Below are 17952 nucleotides of genomic sequence, written 5' to 3' on the forward strand. Positions count from 1 at the left end.
TTTGGTGGCGCTGAACAGTGATGAACCAACCACGATGGAAACGGTCCGGGCAGCCGGCAAGGGGGAGAGATTGATGGATATTATCAGCGAAGAAACCGGCTCGCATGGCCGCTACAGTACAAAAGTCGAGGGCCATACGGCTGAAATGACCTATTCCCGGTCATCGCCGCAACTGATCATCATCGATCACACTGCGGTTCCGGATGAACTGCGCGGCAAAGGCGTCGGCCAAGCGCTGGCGGCGCACGCAATTGACGCGGCGCGAAAAGGCGGTTGGAAGATCATTCCGCTCTGCCCCTTCATGCGCGCCCAGACACAGCGTCATCCGGAATGGCAGGACGCAATCCAAGCTTAAGAAGCGTCCTTGAACCTGCTTCAAAAATACACAAGGCCCTTCTCACGGACTTGAAGTAAGTCCGTGAGAAGGGCCTTTTGGCCTTGGGCAAGCCTCAAGCGCGCCTAAGCGCGCATGCGCGCACCGCTGTCGCGTTCTTCGAGCGCTGCGGCCTTGGCGAATTCCGCCTGAACCTCTTCCAGCGCAAGTTCCGCCGCATCCTGCTGTACCTTCAGTTCCCGAACCGAGACCTGGAGATTGTCTGCCCGCTGTCGCGCAGCCTTGGCAAACGTCGGATAGGCGAAATGGGTGGGATCGGTGATCCCGGACTTCTTTTCCTCGAAAGTGATCTGATTTTCCAATTCCTTGGTCATCCGCTCAAATTCGGACATCATCAGTTGTAGCTGGCTCAACTGACGCTGTTTCTCCTTCACCTGAAATTCCTTCAGGCGAACAAGGCTCTCACGTGACTTCATACGCAATACTCCCGTGATGCGAGACCCCGGTTACTGGATTTGACCCGTTCAACCGACCTTACGGCGTCGGAAACAAAAATAATTACAGCGATCTTAACAAAATCCTACCGCTGGTAACCTTTCGTTTACGGGCATCGTTAATCATAGGGACGATCATTTAAGGGTCAGTAAATGCCCAGCGCTAAATTTGGTGTTTGGCATAGATTGAGTCAGATGAGTCAGATAGCCGATTTCCTTAATGTTGTGCGTTAAGGATGTCATTCTAGATTCACATGTAAAATCAGAGGACTGCAAAAAATATTTAACATTTTCGATACACCTTGCCAGAGTGAATCAGAATTTGTTAACCATTTGCTGGCAGCCTCCAAATCAGGCAACGACTGGATCCGTATCGCGTAAGGGGGCCACAACGACCTTTCGGCGGCGGAAAAGGGGACAATTATGCGGGTTCTACTCATCGAAGACGACAGCGCGACAGCGCAGAGCATCGAACTGATGCTCAAGTCGGAAAGTTTTAACGTTTACACCACCGATCTTGGTGAAGAGGGTGTCGATCTCGGCAAGCTCTATGATTACGACATCATTCTGCTCGATCTTAACCTGCCGGACATGTCCGGTTACGAGGTTTTGAGAACGCTGCGTCTGTCCAAGGTCAAGACACCTATTCTGATCCTCTCCGGCATGGCCGGCATCGAGGATAAGGTTCGGGGCTTAGGCTTCGGCGCAGACGACTACATGACCAAGCCTTTCCACAAGGACGAATTGGTTGCTCGTATCCATGCGATCGTGCGCCGTTCCAAGGGCCATGCGCAGTCGGTCATCTCGACCGGCGAACTGATCGTCAACCTGGACGCGAAAACCGTTGAAGTCGGCGGCCAGCGCGTTCATCTGACGGGCAAGGAATACCAGATGCTGGAGCTGCTTTCGCTCCGCAAGGGTACCACGCTCACCAAGGAAATGTTCCTCAACCACCTTTATGGCGGCATGGACGAACCGGAACTGAAGATCATCGACGTGTTCATCTGCAAGCTGCGCAAAAAGCTCGCAAATGCTGCCGGCGGCGCCAACTATATCGAAACCGTCTGGGGTCGCGGCTATGTGTTGCGCGAGCCGGAAGGCGAATTCGCAGAAAGCGCCTGATAACCACCGGCCATTCCAGCCGGCGGTGTTTCGCATCCCGCATAATGCAGGGACGCCACGGCTGATCGTGCCGAAAGTTTCGTGAAAGCCCGCCGATGATGGCGGGCTTTTGCGTTTCCGGGTTTCAGCGTCGTAACGCGCCCGCCCCCTTTACGAAGGGTGCGCAAAAAAGCCGCCGCCTGGAAAGGCAACGGCTAGTTTGAAACGATATCGGTTGATCAAGGATCAGGCGGCGATCGACAGGCTGCCAAAGACGCTGGTCAGGATCTTGCGGTCGAACGGCTTCAAAAGGAAATCGTCGGCACCGGCGCGCTTGCCGGCCATCATCTTCTTCAGGTCCGCCTCGACGACGCAATAATAGATGCGGACGGCCTTGCCGTCGGGAAGGTTGCGGATATTGGCAATCAAATCCAGCGCGCCATCAAGGCCCGCATCAACGATGATGATGTTGGGCAGTTCCGCTTCGCAGCGCACGAGCGCTTCGAGACCGTTTGCGGCCTCGGAGACCAGGAAATTCAGGCCCGAGAGGATGCGCTTCCCGACCTTGCGTACGACGTCCGAATCATCGGCAATCATCAAGCGTTGCATCTCAAGCTCCCTCTTGGCGCTACAGCGGGAATTAATCCCTATCTACAACCGTATGCCGCTTTGGCAAAGAATCAGTTACTGCCATGCCTAAAAGCAGATTTATCTCGACTTCAGGCTGCAACCATTTTCGCGGAAAACACGATTTCTTCCGAGTTCGAGTTGACCTCGATCTCCATGCCGGCCTCGTCGGCAAGCAGAACCGTGTAGTAGGGCTGGATCGTATGCGCGTCGACGGCCTCTTCGAGCGTTCCCGAAAGAAGCTCGACAAGCTTTGGCGGTACGCGCATCATCCGGCCCTTGCAGATCAGCTTGAAGGCCGCGTCATATTCCGGGTTTTCCAGGACGACATCGATCGAACCACCACGCGGAATGGCGCCGTAAGCGATCAGGAACAGGTTGAGCAGCAGCTTGACCCGGTTCTTGGCGATGATCACGCGTGGTCCGGTCCAGGTGACTTCCGTCTTCTTTTCGACGGAGGCAAAATCCTTGGCCGCCTTTTCCGCCTCACCAGTATCGATCGAAGCGCCGGCCGAGCCCGAAGCACCGAAGGCCAGACGGGCAAATTTCAGCCGGACCGAAGCGTTGAGCGCGCTGGTGCGGATGAGGTCCATGGCATCGGCATCCGCCCCGCCCTCGTCCAGCAGTTCGAGGCCGTTGTTGATCGCGCCAACCGGCGAGATGATGTCATGGCAGACACGGCTGCACAGAAGCGCTGCGAGATCGGGACCGGTCAAGGTCAGGTTCGGGTTCTTTCCCATGGTCGTATCCTCAATAGCCGCCGGACGGCTCACAAGCGAGATCAGGCGGCCTTCCGCGATCCTATTGCCCATTGGTCTAGCCCGCGAAGATTGCGCGGGCATAGTCTCAAGGCGAAGATCATAAAGACACCACATTTGGTAAACCGATTGTTAAGATCATCGGTTCAAATTGCTGACAATCAGCCCGACCCCCGTCACAGAGTGAAACGGGGCAGGATAGCGGCCCGCGCATGACGTCGCGGCGCTCCTGAGATTACGGAGAAAAACATGCAGCGGATCCTCAATGCCGTGAAATTCCCACTCTTGCGCACATTCGTGGCGATGATGGCCGCGTTCAGCCTCATGCCGGCGGCGCTTGCGCAGAGCAGAGGCGAACAATACACGATGCAGGAAATCGTCGATGCCGGTCACGGCTTCTTCGGCTCCACCTCCGGCGGACTTGCCAAGGTGGTCGAGAACGCATTTTCCAAATACGGCCTGCCGAACGGTTACATTCTCGGCCAGGAAGGATCCGGCGCATTCGTGGCCGGCCTGACCTATGGCGAAGGCGACCTCTATACCAAGAATGCCGGCCAGCATAACGTGTTCTGGCAGGGGCCGTCACTCGGACTCGACTGGGGTGGGCAGGGTAGCCGGACGATGATGCTGGTGTACAACCTGCCTGCCGTCCCCTCGCTCTACAAGCGTTTTGGCGGCGTCTCGGGCTCGGCCTACGTGGTCGCCGGCGTCGGCATGACGGTACTCACCGACGAAAACATCGTCCTGGTTCCGATCCGCACCGGCCTTGGCGCCCGCCTCGGCATCAATGTCGGCTACCTGAAGCTGACACAGCAGCCGACCTGGAACCCCTTCTGAGGCAAAACGTCTGCTGATTTTCCCGAGGTTTTCCAGTCGCTGAGGCGGCTGGAAAAAATTGCGCGTTCGCGAGCACTTGAAGTGATATTCTCGTTCGTCTTTAGTGCGAATGAAACGAAAACCATGGATTATTGCGTATCGCCGCGTGCCCTGAACTGAAATGGCCAGCCCGTGATTGAATTCGCACTCCTGTTCGCCCTGGGTTTTCTGACTGCGGCGCTGCTCGGCCTGCTGGTGGCGCCCGTCGTGCACAGGCGCATCGTCCGCTTTGCCGAGGACCGGCTGACGGCAACGATGCCGCTGTCGCCACAGGAGGTCCGGGCCCAGAAAGACGCGGCCCGCGCCGGGTACGCGGCCGAAAATGCCAGGACCAGCCAGATGCTGAAACGCGAGCGCGACAAGAACGTCGCTCTTTTGCTGCAAAACGGTTCCACCCTGAAGGAAACCCAGCGCCTCGCCGGTGAAAACGCCGACCTGCATGCGCAGCTTGCCGACATGAATGTCGAAGCGGCGGACCTGCGTTCTGCTGCCCGGCAGCTCGAGCAGAACATCGAGCGGCTGAAAGTGACGCTTGCCGATGTCGAGCGCGACAATGTCAAAAAGAACATCGACATCAAAACCCTGACCAGACAGGTGGAGCACCTTTCCGGCGATATGGACAGTTTGAAGATCGACGTTGCCGCCCATGATGCAGAGGCAGAGAACCTGAAGAGCCGCATTGCCGGCCTGAAGGACGAACGCGAGATCATGCGCAACGAACTGAAAGCCGAAAGCACCAAGGCGCGCGAACTGGAAGTCCGGCTTGCCCGTGACGAAACCCGCCTGAAGCAGTTGGAGGCAAAGCTTGCCAGAGAAATGGCCGCCAATGCCGACAAGGACAGTTTTCTGGAACGCAGGGGCGGCGAGATCGAGCGATTGAAAGCCAAGGTCAGGGATGCGGGCACGGACCTGCGCGATGCCTCAAAAGCGTTGCGTGCCGCCGGTCTGACCATGCCCGTGCGCCGCGAGAAGAAAACTGCGGCACCGGATCCGGCAACAGTCGGCACCATACGAACACAGGACAACCCGGATGCACAGAACGCCATGTCACCCGTAGCCACCATCGATCTGACCGTGCCGGCTGACTATGCCCGCAACCGGGCTGCCGCACTTTCGGAACAGTTGATCAACTCGGCATCCTCAGCACACGACGACGCCTTGCGCGAGGAAATTGCCGACATCGCGGCAACCATGGTGGCTTTGACAGCGGCCAGGGAAGGCCAGGGATCGCCGATACCCACCCTCCTCGCTGCGGCAGACACGCAGCCCAATCGTTCGGATAAAAGCCTCGCAGCCCGCGCCCGCGACATGCTGCCGCCGGACCATCGATAACTTCTGCTCAGATAAAGCCGTTGATCATCGCCACCTGATGCAGTGCGATGCCTGTCGCTGCCGCGACGTTCAGGCTGTCGAGGCCCGGCCGCTGGCGGATGCGGGCGGTCTGGATCAATGCCATGATGTTTTCAGGCAGCCCCTCGCCTTCCGTCCCGGCAAGCAGCACGGTGCGCGGCGATGGCGGAATATTGTGCAGATCGGTTCTGCCCCGCGGCGACAATCCCCAGATCGCAAAACCTTCGGCCTGCAGACGCCCGATCAGTGCTGTCACCGAGCCCTCGCGGGCAAAAGGCACGCTCAACACCGAGCCGACCGAGACCCGAATCGCCTTGCGATACATCGGATCGCAGCTGGTCTCATCCATCAGGATGGCATCGACGCCGAAAGCGGCGGCGTTGCGGAACATCGAGCCCATATTGTCATGGTTGGAAATGCCGCAGGCAGCGAGAACAAGGCTCTTCTCCGGAAGGCTGCTGACGAGCGTATCCAGACTGGGTGCCGATTGACGTTTGCCCAGCGCCAGCACGCCCCTGTGCATGTTGAAACCGGCAACGGCATCGAACACCGGAGCGCTGGCCACATAGACCGGAATGTCCGCCGGGAATTCAGCCAGGATGCCGCTGACACCATCGACGCGGTTTTCGAGCAGCAGGATGGATTCAGCCTCGATACCGCGCCCGGCGCGATGGGCGGCCGCCAGCATGCGCAGTACGACCGTGCCCTCGGCAATAAACCGGCCCTGCCGGCCGGTCAGGTCGCGCTCCTTGATCGAGACGAAGCCGGCGATGCGCGGATCGGCCGGGTCATCGATGCGGAGCGGGATCACGGCCAGGCCTTCTCAGTTGGTCTTGACGGAAACATCCGCAACAATGCGGCCAGCAGCGATATCGAAGACGATCGCCTTGCGATCGCCACCGGCAACCGCGCCATAAAACAGGATCTGGCCGCCCGACAAAGCAACGTCGGAAACTTCGAACCCGGCAGGCAGGGCAGCGATTGCCGTGACCGGCGCCTCGCCCGGCACCGTAACAGACGCGCTTTGCGTCACATCGGCCTTGCCCGGACGCGTAAGCTTATAGACAATCGCTGAAAGCACGACCATAAGCATCACCACCATGACACCAGCCGAGACCAGCTGCAGCTTGACCATCTTGCGGCGCACGTTCTCCATCACCGGATCGAGCGGCTTGTCTTCCTGTTCGACTGGTTTCTGATTGGACATGGCTGGCCTACCCTGCGGAATGGAATGAGAATGAACGACCCCTTTAAACAAGCCTCGGCGATTAGGAAAGTCCTCACGGCAAATGAGGACGCGACCGGGCGCATGGATGCCTATCTGACCGAAGCGCTGGGCGGCGAGTTTTCACGCAACCGCATCAAAGCCCTGATCGAACAGGGCGAGGTCTCCGTCAACGGCAAGACCGTCAAGGAAGCCAAGAAGAAGGTCCAGCCCGGCGATGTCTTCGAGATCGGCATGCCCGAAGCGGAAGACCCCGAGCCGAAGGGCGAGAACATCCCGCTCGACGTACTTTTTGAAGACGACGATCTCATTGTTCTGGTCAAGCCGCCGGGCCTCGTGGTTCATCCCGGCGCCGGAAACTGGACGGGTACGCTGGTCAACGCGCTGATCCATCATTGCGGCGCAAGCCTTTCCGGCATTGGCGGCGTCAAGCGCCCCGGCATCGTCCACCGGCTCGACAAGGATACCAGCGGCGTCATGGTGGTCGCAAAGAACGATATCGCCCATCGCCACCTCTCCGACCAGTTTGCCGACCATGGCCGTACAGGGCCGCTGGAGCGCGCCTACATGGCTATCGTCTGGGGACGCCCGCGCGGCCTGAAGGGCACGATCGACGCGCCGCTCGGCCGCGCCGGCGACAGGATCAAGCGCGCCGTCAAGCAGGAAGGCGCCGATGACGCCCGCGAGGCGATCACCCACTATCAGGTGATCGAGCGCTACCTAGAAAAACCGGATTCCACGGCGCTCGCCGCCATGGTCCGCTGCAATCTCGAAACCGGCCGCACCCATCAGATCCGCGTCCATATGGCCTATATCGGTCATCCGCTGATCGGCGACCCGGATTACGGCGCTGCCTTCAAGACGAAAGCCAATCTTCTTCCGGATGCTGCAAAGGCGGTCGTCAACCGCTTCCCCCGCCAGGCCCTGCATGCCTTCATGCTGGCCTTCGAACATCCAACCACCGGAAAGACCATGCATTTCGAATCGCCGGTTCCCGACGACATGCAGGAACTGGTCGAAGCATTGCGCGGCTGAAGCACAAACTCGGACATTCGCTTGTTGAGGCACGTCATGCGCGAAGGGCGGCGCGCTCAAACGCGAGCAAAGGGCAGAATTTGCATAGCGGCGCCCGACGATTTCTGACGCCGCTATGCATCCTTTCCAGCTCTGGCGCGTTGTTGCGAAACAGCAAAAGGAGAAACCCGATGATTGATGTCACACAGATCAAAGAACATGCCGAAGTGATCAGCGCCGACGGCCTTCATGTCGGCACGGTCGATCATGTCGAAGGCGACCGGATCAAGTTGACCAAAAGAGATAGCGGCTCTGGCCATGAAGGCCATCACCACTTCATCGCCCTTGAACTGGTTGCAAGCGTTGATGACAATCGTGTGCGCCTCAGCGCCAATGGCGACGTCGCCGTGATGTTCGAGGAAGAAGAAGACAATTCGCCTATCCACTGATCCAGACGCAGGAAAATATCGTGAACTCCGTTTCCGCCCTTGATATTTCGGGGGCGGACCCAATTTACAGGCTGTAACCCAACTGGAGCATACGCGTCTCCGGCTTCACGTCTCTGTGAAACCGGCGTTCTTGAATCATGCTTTCGCTGCACTTATCTATGAAGATGTGGGGTCGGACAGACCCACATGCCCGGCCTGCCAGCAGGAGGCCGGAACGCGAAAGGGGGGTGCATCATGGCCCGCAGTACGTTACCGTCCATCACCGCAGGAGAAGGTGGTCTCAACCGCTATCTCGATGAAATCCGCAAATTTCCCATGCTTGAACCGCAGGAAGAGTACATGCTCGCCAAGCGGTATCAGGAGCATGACGATCGCAAGGCCGCCCATCAGCTCGTGACCAGCCATCTGCGCCTCGTGGCGAAGATCGCCATGGGTTATCGCGGCTACGGCCTGCCGATCGGCGAAGTCGTTTCCGAAGGCAATGTCGGCCTGATGCAGGCGGTCAAGAAGTTCGACCCGGAACGGGGCTTCCGTTTGGCCACCTACGCCATGTGGTGGATCAAGGCCTCGATCCAGGAATATATCCTGCGCTCGTGGTCACTGGTGAAGATGGGCACGACCGCCAATCAGAAGCGGCTGTTCTTCAACCTGCGCCGCCTCAAGGGCAAAATCCAGGCCCTCGACGAGGGTGACTTGAAGCCCGATCAGGTCGCGCATATCGCCACGACCCTGAAGGTGTCGGAAGCCGAAGTGATTTCGATGAACCAGCGCCTCTCCGGCGACGCCTCGCTGAACGCGCCGATCAAGGCGGGTGAAGGCGAATCCGGCCAGTGGCAGGATTGGCTCGTCGATGACCACGACAACCAGGAAGACATCCTGATCGAACAGGACGAGCTGGATAACCGCCGCAGCCTTTTGTCGAGCGCGATGAACGTGTTGAACGACCGTGAACGCCGCATCTTCGAGGCGCGCCGCCTGACGGAAGATCCGGTGACACTTGAGGAACTGTCGACGGAGTTCGACATCAGCCGCGAGCGCGTCCGGCAGATCGAGGTCCGCGCCTTCGAAAAGGTCCAGGATGCCGTCCGCAAGGCGGCGCAGGAGCGCCAGAATGCGCTTCGGGTCGTCGAAGACGCCTGACACCGCCGTTGATTGAACAAAAAGAAACCCGGCTGGATCGCTCCAGCCGGGTTTCTTTTTTTTGTATTCTTGAAGATTACTGACCGGCCGGATCCGGCTTTGCGGCCAGGCTCCAGGCCTGCATCGCCTTGGTGAAGGCCTCCGTGCCGGCAGCCCCCTTCTCCAAGGTCAACAGCGCGCGGCGGCCGTTGCGATAGGTCAAAGGAATATCCATCCAGCCGCGCGTGCGCAGAAGTTCGGTATTCGTTGCGACCGCTTCGGGGAAGTCGTTGAGTGCGATCATGTGGAAATCTTCGGTGATCTTGGCCGGAACCGCAATCAGCGCATCGCCACGATCCTGCTCGTTGCGCTTCATCGAAACGCGTTGGACGCTATCGATGCTGCCACCTTCGAAATTCTCCGGCAGCGAGAAGACAAACTCGATCACATGGCTGGCCGGCAGCGATGAGTCGGCGTTGCGCTTGATCGTCATGAGGGCCGTCAGCCCGCGCTCGGGAACATTGATCTGCGCCTGAACGACCGGTTCCGGCTTGGCATCGCCACCAGGTGATTCTTCCTTGACCGACCAGGCGACATTGCCTTCGATTGCCGTTGGCGCCGACTGGCCCAGCCGCTCCTCATAGAGGAACATCTTCTGAGCGCCGGCCGGCACCTGCTGCGTCGCCGGATTGGCCGCTGCCTGCTGACCGGGCACGGGCTGGGCGGGCTGCGCGTCAGTGGCCGCCTGGCCTGCCGGCGTGGTTGCAGTCGCCTGAGCAGTATCGACAGGCTTGCCGGCCTCGGTCTGCGCAGCCACCGACTTGCCCTCCTCGGTGGCATTTGCACCTGCAGGCACCGCCGCCGGACCCGGATCGATCTCCGTACCATCCTGCTGCAACCGCTGTGTGAACTTGCTATTGCCTTCGACCGCCGCGACCTCGGCATTCGCCGGCGTCTGCGTCTGGTTGTTCGTCTCCGGCGCAGTCAGATTCTTGTTGCCCTCTTCGGGCGCAGATGCCTCCGGCGTCGTCTGGCCTGGGATCTTGGCGGTGATGGAGGCCAGCACGCCGGAGACCCACGCATTCACTCTGGTCTGATTTTGCCAATAGGCATAACCGCCGCCGCCCAGGATGAGCGCAAGCACTGCGGCAAGTCCGATCGCCTTCACATTCAATCGCGAGCGCTTCGGCTCTACCCGATAGGAAACGGGCCGTGCCGGCACGTCGACATCTTCATCGACGGCGGCGGAAGTTCTACCGGCCTGTGACGCGCTGGCGGCTCCAACCGCTGCGGCCGTGCTGCCGTGCGCCAGAAGCTCGTCGATATCGTTCCAGCTGTCATTGGCAGCTTTGCGCTGTTCAGGTTCGGCCGCAGCCGTCTTCTCTACCGGCCAGGACCAGTCAGCGATTGCAGGTTCCGACGTTTCGGCTGGTGCGGCGGCTGGCGCCTGGGTAAAGGGATCGTTATCGTCCCAGGCCCAGGCCGCCGCCGCTTCACCTGCAGCTCTGTTCTTGACGCCGGTGTCGTCGTTCAGCGGCGTTACCGTCTCGACAGGCTGGTACTGCGTCAGGTCGGGAATGTCGTCAACGACAGGTGCTGCTTCCGCAGCCTCCGTCCAGACCGGTTCGCTATGGGCAGTTGCCGGAACCGGATCGTTCCATTCCGGCAATTCCCACTCAGCGGAAGCCGCAGGTTTTTCTTCGACCGGTTCTACAGCGGGCTCGATGATCGGTTCGGCGACTGTTTCGGGTTCGGCGACGGCTTGGGGTTCGGCGACGGCTTCCGGAGTGTGAACCGTTTCTTCGACGGCCGCGCCGTAGTGCTCAAGAGGGTCGAACACCGTAGTGGCCGGATGCTCCGGCTCGGCAGCAGGCTCGTGGCGATCGCCTTCCGGCTCTTCCGGATGGACCGATACGGCCGGGAGGTGGTCTTCGACACCAGCAGTTGCCGTACCGGCATCCACCACTTCCGGCTCTGGCTGAGGATAGACATGCTCGTCCTCCACCGGTGGCTGGACGGCAGCGGCCGGCACTGGCTCTTCCACCGGTTCGGCGGCGGCGTAGGGCTCGGCAACGGGTTCCGGGCGTTCGTCCTCGGCGGCTTCCGGTTCCGGTTGATATTCCTCTACCGTTGCCGGGTCAGCAACGTTATCCTCGGCATCGGCCGCTTCCGGTATCGAAACATCGTGCGGCTCGTCCAACGGCGGAAGCGCCTCGGCGTGATCGTCCTCGACCTCGTTGATCGCCGCCTCGAGCTTGACCATCTGGCGCTCGATCATCTCGTCCGAAGGACGAGGCTTCATGCTTTCGAGCTGACGGCGGACGGCGCCGCGGGCCTTGTCATAGACCTTGGCCCGCATTTCGGGAACATTGTCCGACAGACCATCGACGGTCCTTCGAATAACTGCAACAAAATCCGCCATCAGAACTTTCTCATACCATCGGCGCGTTTACGCCAAATTCTTCCCTAGTCGTCAACGTCAGACTAGTCCTCAAACGGGTCCGTCACAAGTATGGTGTCGTCGCGCTCCGGGCTGGTGGAAAGCAGCGCCACCGGCGCACCGATCAGCTCTTCGACCTGACGCACATATTTGATCGCCTGGGCCGGAAGCTGCGCCCAGCTGCGGGCACCGACAGTCGATTCTTTCCAGCCTTCAAGCGTGATGTAGCGCGGCTTTGCCTGGGCCTGCTGCGCCTGGCTTGCCGGCAAATGATCGATATCGACGCCATCGAGCGTATAGCCGACGCAGATCTTCAATTCGTCGAGGCCATCAAGCACATCGAGCTTGGTCAGCGCGATGCCGGTGATGCCGTTGGTGGCAACCGACTGACGCACCAGAGCCGCATCGAACCAGCCGCAACGGCGCTTGCGCCCCGTTACCGTGCCGAACTCATGGCCTTTTTCGCCGAGGAACTGACCGATTTCGTCATGCAGCTCGGTCGGGAACGGGCCTTCGCCGACGCGGGTCGTGTAGGCCTTGGTGATGCCGAGGATATAGCCGAGCGCCCCTGGCCCCATGCCGGAACCGGCCGCCGCCTGTCCGGCAACCGTGTTGGACGACGTCACGAAGGGGTAGGTGCCATGATCGATATCGAGCAACGTTCCCTGCGCGCCTTCGAACAGGATGCGGGAACCCTTGCGGCGATGACGATCGAGCAGCAGCCAGACGGTTTCCATGAACGGCAAAACGCGGGCAGCGATCGAGGAAAGCTCGGTCATGATCGCCTCATGGCTCACTTCGGCTTCGCCAAGACCACGGCGCAGCGCATTGTGATGGGTGAGCAGACGATCGATCTTGGCGGGCAGCGTATCGAGATCGGCAAGATCCATGACGCGGATGGCGCGGCGGCCGACCTTGTCTTCATAGGCCGGGCCGATGCCGCGGCGTGTCGTGCCGATCTTGGTGCCGCTGTTGGAGGCTGCATCCTCGCGGATACCGTCCAGTTCGCGATGCAGCGACAGGATCAGCGTGGCGTTATCGGCGATGCGCAGATTTTCCGGCGTAATGGTGACGCCCTGCCTGTCGAGCTTCTCGATTTCCGAGATCAGTGCATGCGGGTCGATGACCACGCCATTGCCGATAACGGCGAGCTTGCCTGGGCGCACGACGCCGGACGGAAGAAGGGAAAGCTTGTAGCTGGTGCCATCGATGACAAGCGTATGGCCGGCATTGTGCCCGCCCTGAAAGCGCACGACCACGTCGGCACGCTCGGAAAGCCAGTCGACAATCTTGCCCTTGCCTTCGTCACCCCATTGCGATCCGACCACCACGACATTCGTCATTTCAGTTTTCCTGTTTCCACGCGCCTGTGATTGCGCTGTCTTCAAACCCGCGCATCTATACTGTTTTGTTTTTTGGAAAGCGACCCTGCTTAAGCCGGGATTCGCGGTTTTTGCATGGTAAAGACCGCATTTGATCCTCAGATTTTGCCTTGACGCGCTGTTTGGCAGGACGGAATTAACCGGGGATACTGACAAAACGGCTGGGTCGGCGAAATATTCATGCCCGTTTTGCAGCGGCATCGTCGTCGAGAGTGGCGTAAGCCCCCTCTATCCATGCTGCAACTGCCAACGCCCAAAAATGCGGGCTTGCCTTCTGCGGTCCGGGTTGATTCAATGCGCGGATAAAGCTGCGTCGGCAAAGGCCGGTACGGCAGCACCTGTCTTTTACCATCATCTATACCCGTCATGTTTTGCCTTAGGGAATACCGTGCCCGTTAATCTGCAAGCTTATATCATCCTCTGCATCACCACCCTGATCTGGGGCGGGAACACGGTGGCCGGAAAGATGGCGATCGGCCATGTCAGTCCGATGATGCTGACGGAAATGCGCTGGGTGATTGCCTGCAGCGTGCTTTTGATTTTTGCCGCCCCGCAAGTGCGCCGCGATTTTCCGGTGATCCGCAAGAACTGGCTGCTCCTGCTTGGCTACGGCACCGTCGGCTTCACCGCCTTCAATGCTTTTCTCTATTCGGCTCTGCAGTTCACCAGCGCCATCAATGCCGTCATCGAACAGGCTGGCATTCCGATGGTGATCTTCGTCATGAACTATGTGCTGTTCCGCACCGCCTTTTCCATGGCGCAGATCGCCGGTTTTACACTGACGCTGTTCGGCGTGGCGCTGACCGCGTCGCATGGCGATCTGACGACACTCCTCTCCCTCGATCTCAACCAGGGTGACGCGCTGATGATGGCAGCGGTGCTGGTCTATGCCGGCTATACGGTGGCGCTGCGCTGGAAACCGGCAATCCACTGGAAAAGCCTGATCGCGATCTCTGCCTTCGGGGCGCTGCTCAGCAGCCTTCCGCTGGTCGTCTGGGAATTCTCCACCGGCCGGTTGATCTGGCCGGATACGCAAGGCTGGATCATCGTCGCCTATGCCGGCCTCCTGCCCTCTCTCGTGTCGCAGATTCTTTACGTGCGCGGGGTTGAGCTGATCGGCCCGAACCGGGCCGGCCTGTTCATCAACACAATCCCGATCTTCGGCACGTTGCTGTCGATCGCCCTGATCGGCGAGGCGTTGCAGACATTCCATATCGTCGCAATCGTGCTGGTGCTGGGTGGTATTGCGGTGGCGGAAAAAGGGCGCCCGCGCCTGGCGACAGACACCGGGAAAACATCCTAGCGCCGATCCGCACCAGCCAGATCGCGCTCCATGTAGACGGCCTCGTTGCCATAGCCGGAAAGCTTGACGGCAAGCATTTCATCCTGGTGCACGGAAAAACCCTGCCGTTCCCAGAAACCTTGCGATCCGTTGACCGAGACTAGTGCCAGGGTTTGGTATCCATTCCTGCGGGCGCGTTCCGCAATCAGCGTCGCCACTTTCGCACCCGCGCCGGAACCACGCGTGCCCGGCAACAAGGCCAGATCGTGCAGATACCAGCTATCCGCGCCTGCCGGAATTGCCCCAAGCCTGGTATCGATCGGCGGCGGCGAGAGACGGCGCCAAGGGTGGCTGAGCACATATCCCGAAACCACGCCGCCTTTTTCCAGCACGAAACATCCCGCCGGGCACAGTTCCAGCCTCTCAAGCAGAACCTCCCGCGCCTCTGGGTATTCGGCATGCACGATGCACTGGATACCGTAGATGGCGTCAATATCCGTCAAAATGGCAGGGCGCCAATCGGCTAGGCGGTCTGTCGCGTTCATTCCATTACTTTCATCAACGGCAAACGCGCCGGAGAGCATCCGGCGCGTTTGCCTCTCAATTCTTCGAAGCCATCAACCTTTCAGCTGATCAATCGACGTTGAAGACCAGCGGTTTTGCAGCCCGGATGGCCGGGTTGGCGCGCAGCTTGTCGAGCACGTCTTCCGACACGGCGCCATCGACGTAGAGCAGCGCAATCGCATCGGCGCCGGCATTGTGGCGGCCGAGCTGGAAGTTGGCGATGTTGACGCCGGCATCGCCCAGCGTCATGCCGATAAAGCCGATCATGCCGGGAACGTCGGTATTGGTGATGTAGACCATGTGGTTGCCGACATCGGCGTCCAGATTGATGTCCTTGATCTGAATGAAGCGCGGCTTGCCATCGGAAAAGACGGTACCAGCAACCGAGCGCGTCTGGTTCTCGGTCGTCACAGTCAGCTTGATGTAACCATCAAAGACGCCCGACTTGTCGCGCTTGACCTCGGACAGGATGATGCCTTTCTCCTTGATCATCACCGGTGCCGAAACCATGTTGACGTCGGAAACCTGGCTGCGGATGAGACCGGCAAGGGCTGCACTCGTCAGCGCCTTGGTGTTCATTCCAGCGGTCGATCCATCGTAAAGGATCTCGATTTCCTTGATCGCACTTTCCGTCACCTGACCAACGAAGGCGCCGAGCACGTCTGCAAGCCGGATGAAAGGCTTGAGAAGCGGGGCTTCCTCAGCCGTGATCGATGGCATGTTGATGGCGTTGGAGACCGCACCCTTGACCAGATAATCCGACATCTGCTCGGCCACCTGCAGTGCGACATTCTCCTGCGCTTCCGTAGTCGAGGCGCCGAGATGCGGTGTGCAGACGACGTTCGGCAGGCCGAACAGCGGGCTTTCCGTTGCAGGCTCGACTTCGAACACGTCGAAACCGGCGCCGGCGACATGGCCGGACTTGATGGCGTCGGCGAGCGCCTGCTCGTCAACCAGGCCACCACGGGCGCAGTTGATGATGCGCACGCCGGGCTTGGTCTTGGCCAGTGCCTCGCGATTGAGGATGCCGCGCGTCTTGTCGGTCATCGGCACGTGCAGGGTGATGAAATCGGCCTGGGCGAGCAGCTCATCCAGCTCGACCTTGGTGACACCCATTTCCTCGGCCCGTTCCTTCGACAGGAAGGGGTCGTAGGCGAGCACATGCATCTTCAGGCCGATGGCGCGCGAGCAGACGATGCCGCCGATATTGCCGGCACCGATAACGCCAAGCGTCTTGCCGGTGATTTCCACGCCCATGAACTTGGACTTTTCCCACTTGCCGGCCTGGGTCGACGTGTCGGCCTGCGGCAGTTGACGGGCAACGGCAAACATCAGCGCGATGGCATGTTCGGCCGTCGTGATCGAGTTGCCGAACGGCGTGTTCATGACGATGATGCCGCGGCGCGAGGCAGCCGGGATATCGACATTGTCGACGCCGATGCCGGCGCGGCCGATGACCTTGAGGTTGGTCGCAGCAGCAATCAGCTTTTCCGTCGCCTTGGTGGCAGACCGGATCGCAAGACCATCATAATTACCGATGATCGCGGCAAGCTTTTCCTTGTCCTTGCCGAGTTGCGGCTGGAAATCGACGTCTACGCCGCGATCACGAAAAATCTGGACGGCAGTTTCCGACAGTTCATCGGATACGAGTACGCGCGGTGCCATGAGAGGCCTCCATTGGTTTCGTCAAAAATTCTGATTGGTGAGGAGGACCGCGCCCTGTTGGCGCGGTCTAAGCCGGTTAGGCCGCTGCCTGAGACAGCGTCGCCTTCTGGGTCGCAAACGCCCAGTCGAACCAGGGCATCAGCGCCTTGATATCCGAAGTCTCGATCGTCGCACCGGCCCAGATACGGAACCCGGACGGCGCATCGCGGTAGGCGCCGATGTCATTGGCGACGCCCTGCTTTTCCAGCAGCGCAACCATGCCCTTGGCAAAGGCGTCCTGACCGGCAGCATCAAGCGCTGCAACGTCCTTGTCGACGATCTTCAGGCAAACCGAGGTGTTTGACTGCGTTTCCGGATCGACCGCCAGATTGGCAATCCAGTCGGTCTTCGCAACGAAGTCATCGATAGCCTGCGCATTGGCATCGGCCCGCGCCATCAGTGCCTTGAGGCCGCCGAGCGACTTTGCCCAGTTCAGCGCATCGATATAGTCCTCGACGCACAGCATCGACGGGGTGTTAATCGTTTCGCCCTGGAAGATGCCTTCGATGATCTTGCCGCCCTTGGTCATGCGGAAGATCTTCGGCAGCGGCCAGGAAGGCTCGTAGCTTTCCAGCCGCTCGACAGCGCGCGGGCTGAGGATGAGAATGCCATGCGCGCCCTCCCCGCCCAGAACCTTCTGCCAGGAGAAGGTGACGACATCGAGCTTGGCGAAATCGAGGTCCTGCGCAAACGCGGCCGATGTGGCATCGCAGATCGTCAGGCCCTTGCGGTCGGCCGGAATGAAATCGGCATTGGGAACACGGACCCCAGAGGTGGTGCCGTTCCAGGTGAAGACGACGTCACGGTCGAAATCGACCTGGTCGTAATCGACGAGCTTGCCGTAATCGGCAACGAACTTGCGGGTGTCGGCGAGTTTCAGCTCCTTGACGACGTCGGAGACCCAGCCGGAGCCGAAGCTCTCCCAGGCGACCATGTCGACGCCACGGGGGCCAAGCAACGACCAGAGCGCCATTTCGACGGCGCCGGTGTCGGAGGCAGGCACGATACCGATGCGGTAGTCCGCTGGTACCTGCAAAATTTCGCGGGTGAGATCGATCGCCTGCTTCAGCTTGCTCTTGCCAACCTTGGCACGGTGCGAGCGCCCGAGGGCCGCATCAGAGAGCGCATCAAGCGACCAACCGGGGCGCTTGGAGCAGGGACCAGAAGAAAAATGGGTGTTTGCCGGACGCAATTCCGGTGTCGCAGGGGTCGTCATCAATGCTATCCTTCCAG

At 59.9% G+C, this 17952-nt stretch carries 18 protein-coding genes; 8 read left to right on the forward strand and 10 right to left on the reverse strand.

Translation table 11 applies throughout. The features are described 5' to 3' along the window. The first annotated feature begins 73 nt into the window (after positions 1 to 73). Entirely contained in the window at positions 74 to 355 is a 282-nt protein-coding gene (locus ACP7E6_RS09890; RefSeq protein ID WP_426229610.1) for a GNAT family N-acetyltransferase, read from the forward strand. A 104-nt stretch (positions 356 to 459) separates the two neighbouring features. On the opposite strand, the gene ACP7E6_RS09895 is transcribed toward ACP7E6_RS09890, so the two are convergent. Then, positions 460 to 810, reverse strand: coding sequence for a hypothetical protein (locus ACP7E6_RS09895; RefSeq protein WP_037099811.1), 351 nt, complete (start codon positions 808 to 810; stop codon positions 460 to 462). A 441-nt stretch (positions 811 to 1251) separates the two neighbouring features. Between ACP7E6_RS09895 and ctrA the strand changes: the two genes are divergently transcribed. Next, positions 1252 to 1950: a response regulator transcription factor CtrA gene (gene ctrA, locus ACP7E6_RS09900; RefSeq protein WP_060639445.1), complete on the forward strand. Its 699-nt coding sequence runs from the start codon at positions 1252 to 1254 to the stop codon at positions 1948 to 1950. Positions 1951 to 2175: 225 nt separating this feature from the next. Here the strand turns inward: ctrA and ACP7E6_RS09905 are convergent, their stop codons facing one another. Both ACP7E6_RS09905 and chpT read right to left on the reverse strand, forming a co-directional pair. Beyond that, positions 2176 to 2538 carry a response regulator gene (locus tag ACP7E6_RS09905; protein ID WP_426229613.1) on the reverse strand — a complete coding sequence of 121 codons (363 nt, stop codon included), beginning with the start codon at positions 2536 to 2538 and terminating at the stop codon, positions 2176 to 2178. Between the two features lie 110 nt (positions 2539 to 2648). After that, positions 2649 to 3296 carry a histidine phosphotransferase ChpT gene (gene chpT / locus ACP7E6_RS09910; protein WP_426229931.1) on the reverse strand — a complete coding sequence of 216 codons (648 nt, stop codon included), beginning with the start codon at positions 3294 to 3296 and terminating at the stop codon, positions 2649 to 2651. 321 nt (positions 3297 to 3617) lie between these two features. Between chpT and ACP7E6_RS09915 the strand changes: the two genes are divergently transcribed. Together ACP7E6_RS09915 and ACP7E6_RS09920 are read left to right on the forward strand one after the other, a co-directional pair. Continuing rightward, complete coding sequence (locus ACP7E6_RS09915; RefSeq protein ID WP_426229932.1) at positions 3618 to 4151, forward strand: DUF1134 domain-containing protein; 534 nt, start codon at positions 3618 to 3620, stop codon at positions 4149 to 4151. Positions 4152 to 4322: 171 nt separating this feature from the next. Next, the gene (locus tag ACP7E6_RS09920) at positions 4323 to 5522 is read left to right on the forward strand and encodes a hypothetical protein (RefSeq protein WP_426229615.1); all 1200 of its coding nucleotides are present in this window, start codon (positions 4323 to 4325) and stop codon (positions 5520 to 5522) included. A gap of 7 nt (positions 5523 to 5529) precedes the next feature. Here the strand turns inward: ACP7E6_RS09920 and ACP7E6_RS09925 are convergent, their stop codons facing one another. Together ACP7E6_RS09925 and ACP7E6_RS09930 are read right to left on the reverse strand one after the other, a co-directional pair. Further along, positions 5530 to 6351, reverse strand: coding sequence for a TrmH family RNA methyltransferase (locus tag ACP7E6_RS09925; protein ID WP_426229617.1), 822 nt, complete (start codon positions 6349 to 6351; stop codon positions 5530 to 5532). 12 nt (positions 6352 to 6363) lie between these two features. Next, on the reverse strand, positions 6364 to 6747 hold the full coding sequence (locus ACP7E6_RS09930) for a hypothetical protein (protein WP_426229619.1): 384 nt from the start codon (positions 6745 to 6747) through the stop codon (positions 6364 to 6366). Positions 6748 to 6777: 30 nt separating this feature from the next. Between ACP7E6_RS09930 and ACP7E6_RS09935 the strand changes: the two genes are divergently transcribed. The 3 genes from ACP7E6_RS09935 (at position 6778) to rpoH (ending at position 9368) form a co-directional block, all read left to right on the forward strand. Further along, on the forward strand, positions 6778 to 7800 hold the full coding sequence (locus ACP7E6_RS09935; RefSeq protein WP_426229620.1) for an RluA family pseudouridine synthase: 1023 nt from the start codon (positions 6778 to 6780) through the stop codon (positions 7798 to 7800). A gap of 170 nt (positions 7801 to 7970) precedes the next feature. Further along, positions 7971 to 8228: a DUF2171 domain-containing protein gene (locus ACP7E6_RS09940; RefSeq protein ID WP_426229622.1), complete on the forward strand. Its 258-nt coding sequence runs from the start codon at positions 7971 to 7973 to the stop codon at positions 8226 to 8228. Positions 8229 to 8462: 234 nt separating this feature from the next. After that, positions 8463 to 9368: an RNA polymerase sigma factor RpoH gene (rpoH, locus tag ACP7E6_RS09945; protein WP_426229624.1), complete on the forward strand. Its 906-nt coding sequence runs from the start codon at positions 8463 to 8465 to the stop codon at positions 9366 to 9368. Between the two features lie 76 nt (positions 9369 to 9444). Here the strand turns inward: rpoH and ACP7E6_RS09950 are convergent, their stop codons facing one another. Both ACP7E6_RS09950 and ACP7E6_RS09955 read right to left on the reverse strand, forming a co-directional pair. Continuing rightward, positions 9445 to 11769 (reverse strand): hypothetical protein, encoded by a 2325-nt coding sequence (locus ACP7E6_RS09950; protein WP_426229626.1) that lies wholly within the window; start codon positions 11767 to 11769, stop codon positions 9445 to 9447. A 62-nt stretch (positions 11770 to 11831) separates the two neighbouring features. Next, positions 11832 to 13130, reverse strand: coding sequence for an adenylosuccinate synthase (locus ACP7E6_RS09955; protein WP_426229628.1), 1299 nt, complete (start codon positions 13128 to 13130; stop codon positions 11832 to 11834). A 427-nt stretch (positions 13131 to 13557) separates the two neighbouring features. Here ACP7E6_RS09955 and ACP7E6_RS09960 point away from each other — a divergent pair, with 427 nt between their 5' ends. Next, positions 13558 to 14472: a DMT family transporter gene (locus tag ACP7E6_RS09960; protein ID WP_426229630.1), complete on the forward strand. Its 915-nt coding sequence runs from the start codon at positions 13558 to 13560 to the stop codon at positions 14470 to 14472. Here the strand turns inward: ACP7E6_RS09960 and ACP7E6_RS09965 are convergent. From ACP7E6_RS09965 to ACP7E6_RS09975, 3 genes are all read right to left on the reverse strand, one after another. Then, complete coding sequence (locus ACP7E6_RS09965) at positions 14469 to 14996, reverse strand: GNAT family N-acetyltransferase (protein ID WP_426229633.1); 528 nt, start codon at positions 14994 to 14996, stop codon at positions 14469 to 14471. The two genes, ACP7E6_RS09960 and ACP7E6_RS09965, sit on opposite strands and share 4 nt — an antisense overlap. Before the next feature lie 88 nt (positions 14997 to 15084). Continuing rightward, on the reverse strand, positions 15085 to 16680 hold the full coding sequence (gene serA / locus ACP7E6_RS09970; protein ID WP_426229635.1) for a phosphoglycerate dehydrogenase: 1596 nt from the start codon (positions 16678 to 16680) through the stop codon (positions 15085 to 15087). 76 nt (positions 16681 to 16756) lie between these two features. Then, positions 16757 to 17935 carry a phosphoserine transaminase gene (locus tag ACP7E6_RS09975; protein ID WP_426229636.1) on the reverse strand — a complete coding sequence of 393 codons (1179 nt, stop codon included), beginning with the start codon at positions 17933 to 17935 and terminating at the stop codon, positions 16757 to 16759. Positions 17936 to 17952: the final 17 nt, after the last annotated feature.

The organism is Pararhizobium sp. DWP3-4, from assembly GCF_049898205.1.
Lineage (GTDB): Bacteria > Pseudomonadota > Alphaproteobacteria > Rhizobiales > Rhizobiaceae > Pararhizobium.

What these genes read in the sequence shown, in the direction of transcription:
- ACP7E6_RS09890 (WP_426229610.1), top strand. Translation starts at nt 74, where the DNA reads ATGGATATTATCAGCGAAGAAACCGGCTCGCATGGCCGCTACAGTACA.
- ACP7E6_RS09895 (WP_037099811.1), bottom strand. Translation starts at nt 810, where the DNA reads ATGAAGTCACGTGAGAGCCTTGTTCGCCTGAAGGAATTTCAGGTGAAG.
- ctrA (WP_060639445.1), top strand. Translation starts at nt 1,252, where the DNA reads ATGCGGGTTCTACTCATCGAAGACGACAGCGCGACAGCGCAGAGCATC.
- ACP7E6_RS09905 (WP_426229613.1), bottom strand. Translation starts at nt 2,538, where the DNA reads ATGCAACGCTTGATGATTGCCGATGATTCGGACGTCGTACGCAAGGTC.
- chpT (WP_426229931.1), bottom strand. Translation starts at nt 3,296, where the DNA reads ATGGGAAAGAACCCGAACCTGACCTTGACCGGTCCCGATCTCGCAGCG.
- ACP7E6_RS09915 (WP_426229932.1), top strand. Translation starts at nt 3,618, where the DNA reads ATGATGGCCGCGTTCAGCCTCATGCCGGCGGCGCTTGCGCAGAGCAGA.
- ACP7E6_RS09930 (WP_426229619.1), bottom strand. Translation starts at nt 6,747, where the DNA reads ATGTCCAATCAGAAACCAGTCGAACAGGAAGACAAGCCGCTCGATCCG.
- ACP7E6_RS09935 (WP_426229620.1), top strand. Translation starts at nt 6,778, where the DNA reads ATGAACGACCCCTTTAAACAAGCCTCGGCGATTAGGAAAGTCCTCACG.
- ACP7E6_RS09940 (WP_426229622.1), top strand. Translation starts at nt 7,971, where the DNA reads ATGATTGATGTCACACAGATCAAAGAACATGCCGAAGTGATCAGCGCC.
- rpoH (WP_426229624.1), top strand. Translation starts at nt 8,463, where the DNA reads ATGGCCCGCAGTACGTTACCGTCCATCACCGCAGGAGAAGGTGGTCTC.
- ACP7E6_RS09950 (WP_426229626.1), bottom strand. Translation starts at nt 11,769, where the DNA reads ATGGCGGATTTTGTTGCAGTTATTCGAAGGACCGTCGATGGTCTGTCG.
- ACP7E6_RS09955 (WP_426229628.1), bottom strand. Translation starts at nt 13,130, where the DNA reads ATGACGAATGTCGTGGTGGTCGGATCGCAATGGGGTGACGAAGGCAAG.
- ACP7E6_RS09965 (WP_426229633.1), bottom strand. Translation starts at nt 14,996, where the DNA reads ATGAACGCGACAGACCGCCTAGCCGATTGGCGCCCTGCCATTTTGACG.
- serA (WP_426229635.1), bottom strand. Translation starts at nt 16,680, where the DNA reads ATGGCACCGCGCGTACTCGTATCCGATGAACTGTCGGAAACTGCCGTC.
- ACP7E6_RS09975 (WP_426229636.1), bottom strand. Translation starts at nt 17,935, where the DNA reads ATGACGACCCCTGCGACACCGGAATTGCGTCCGGCAAACACCCATTTT.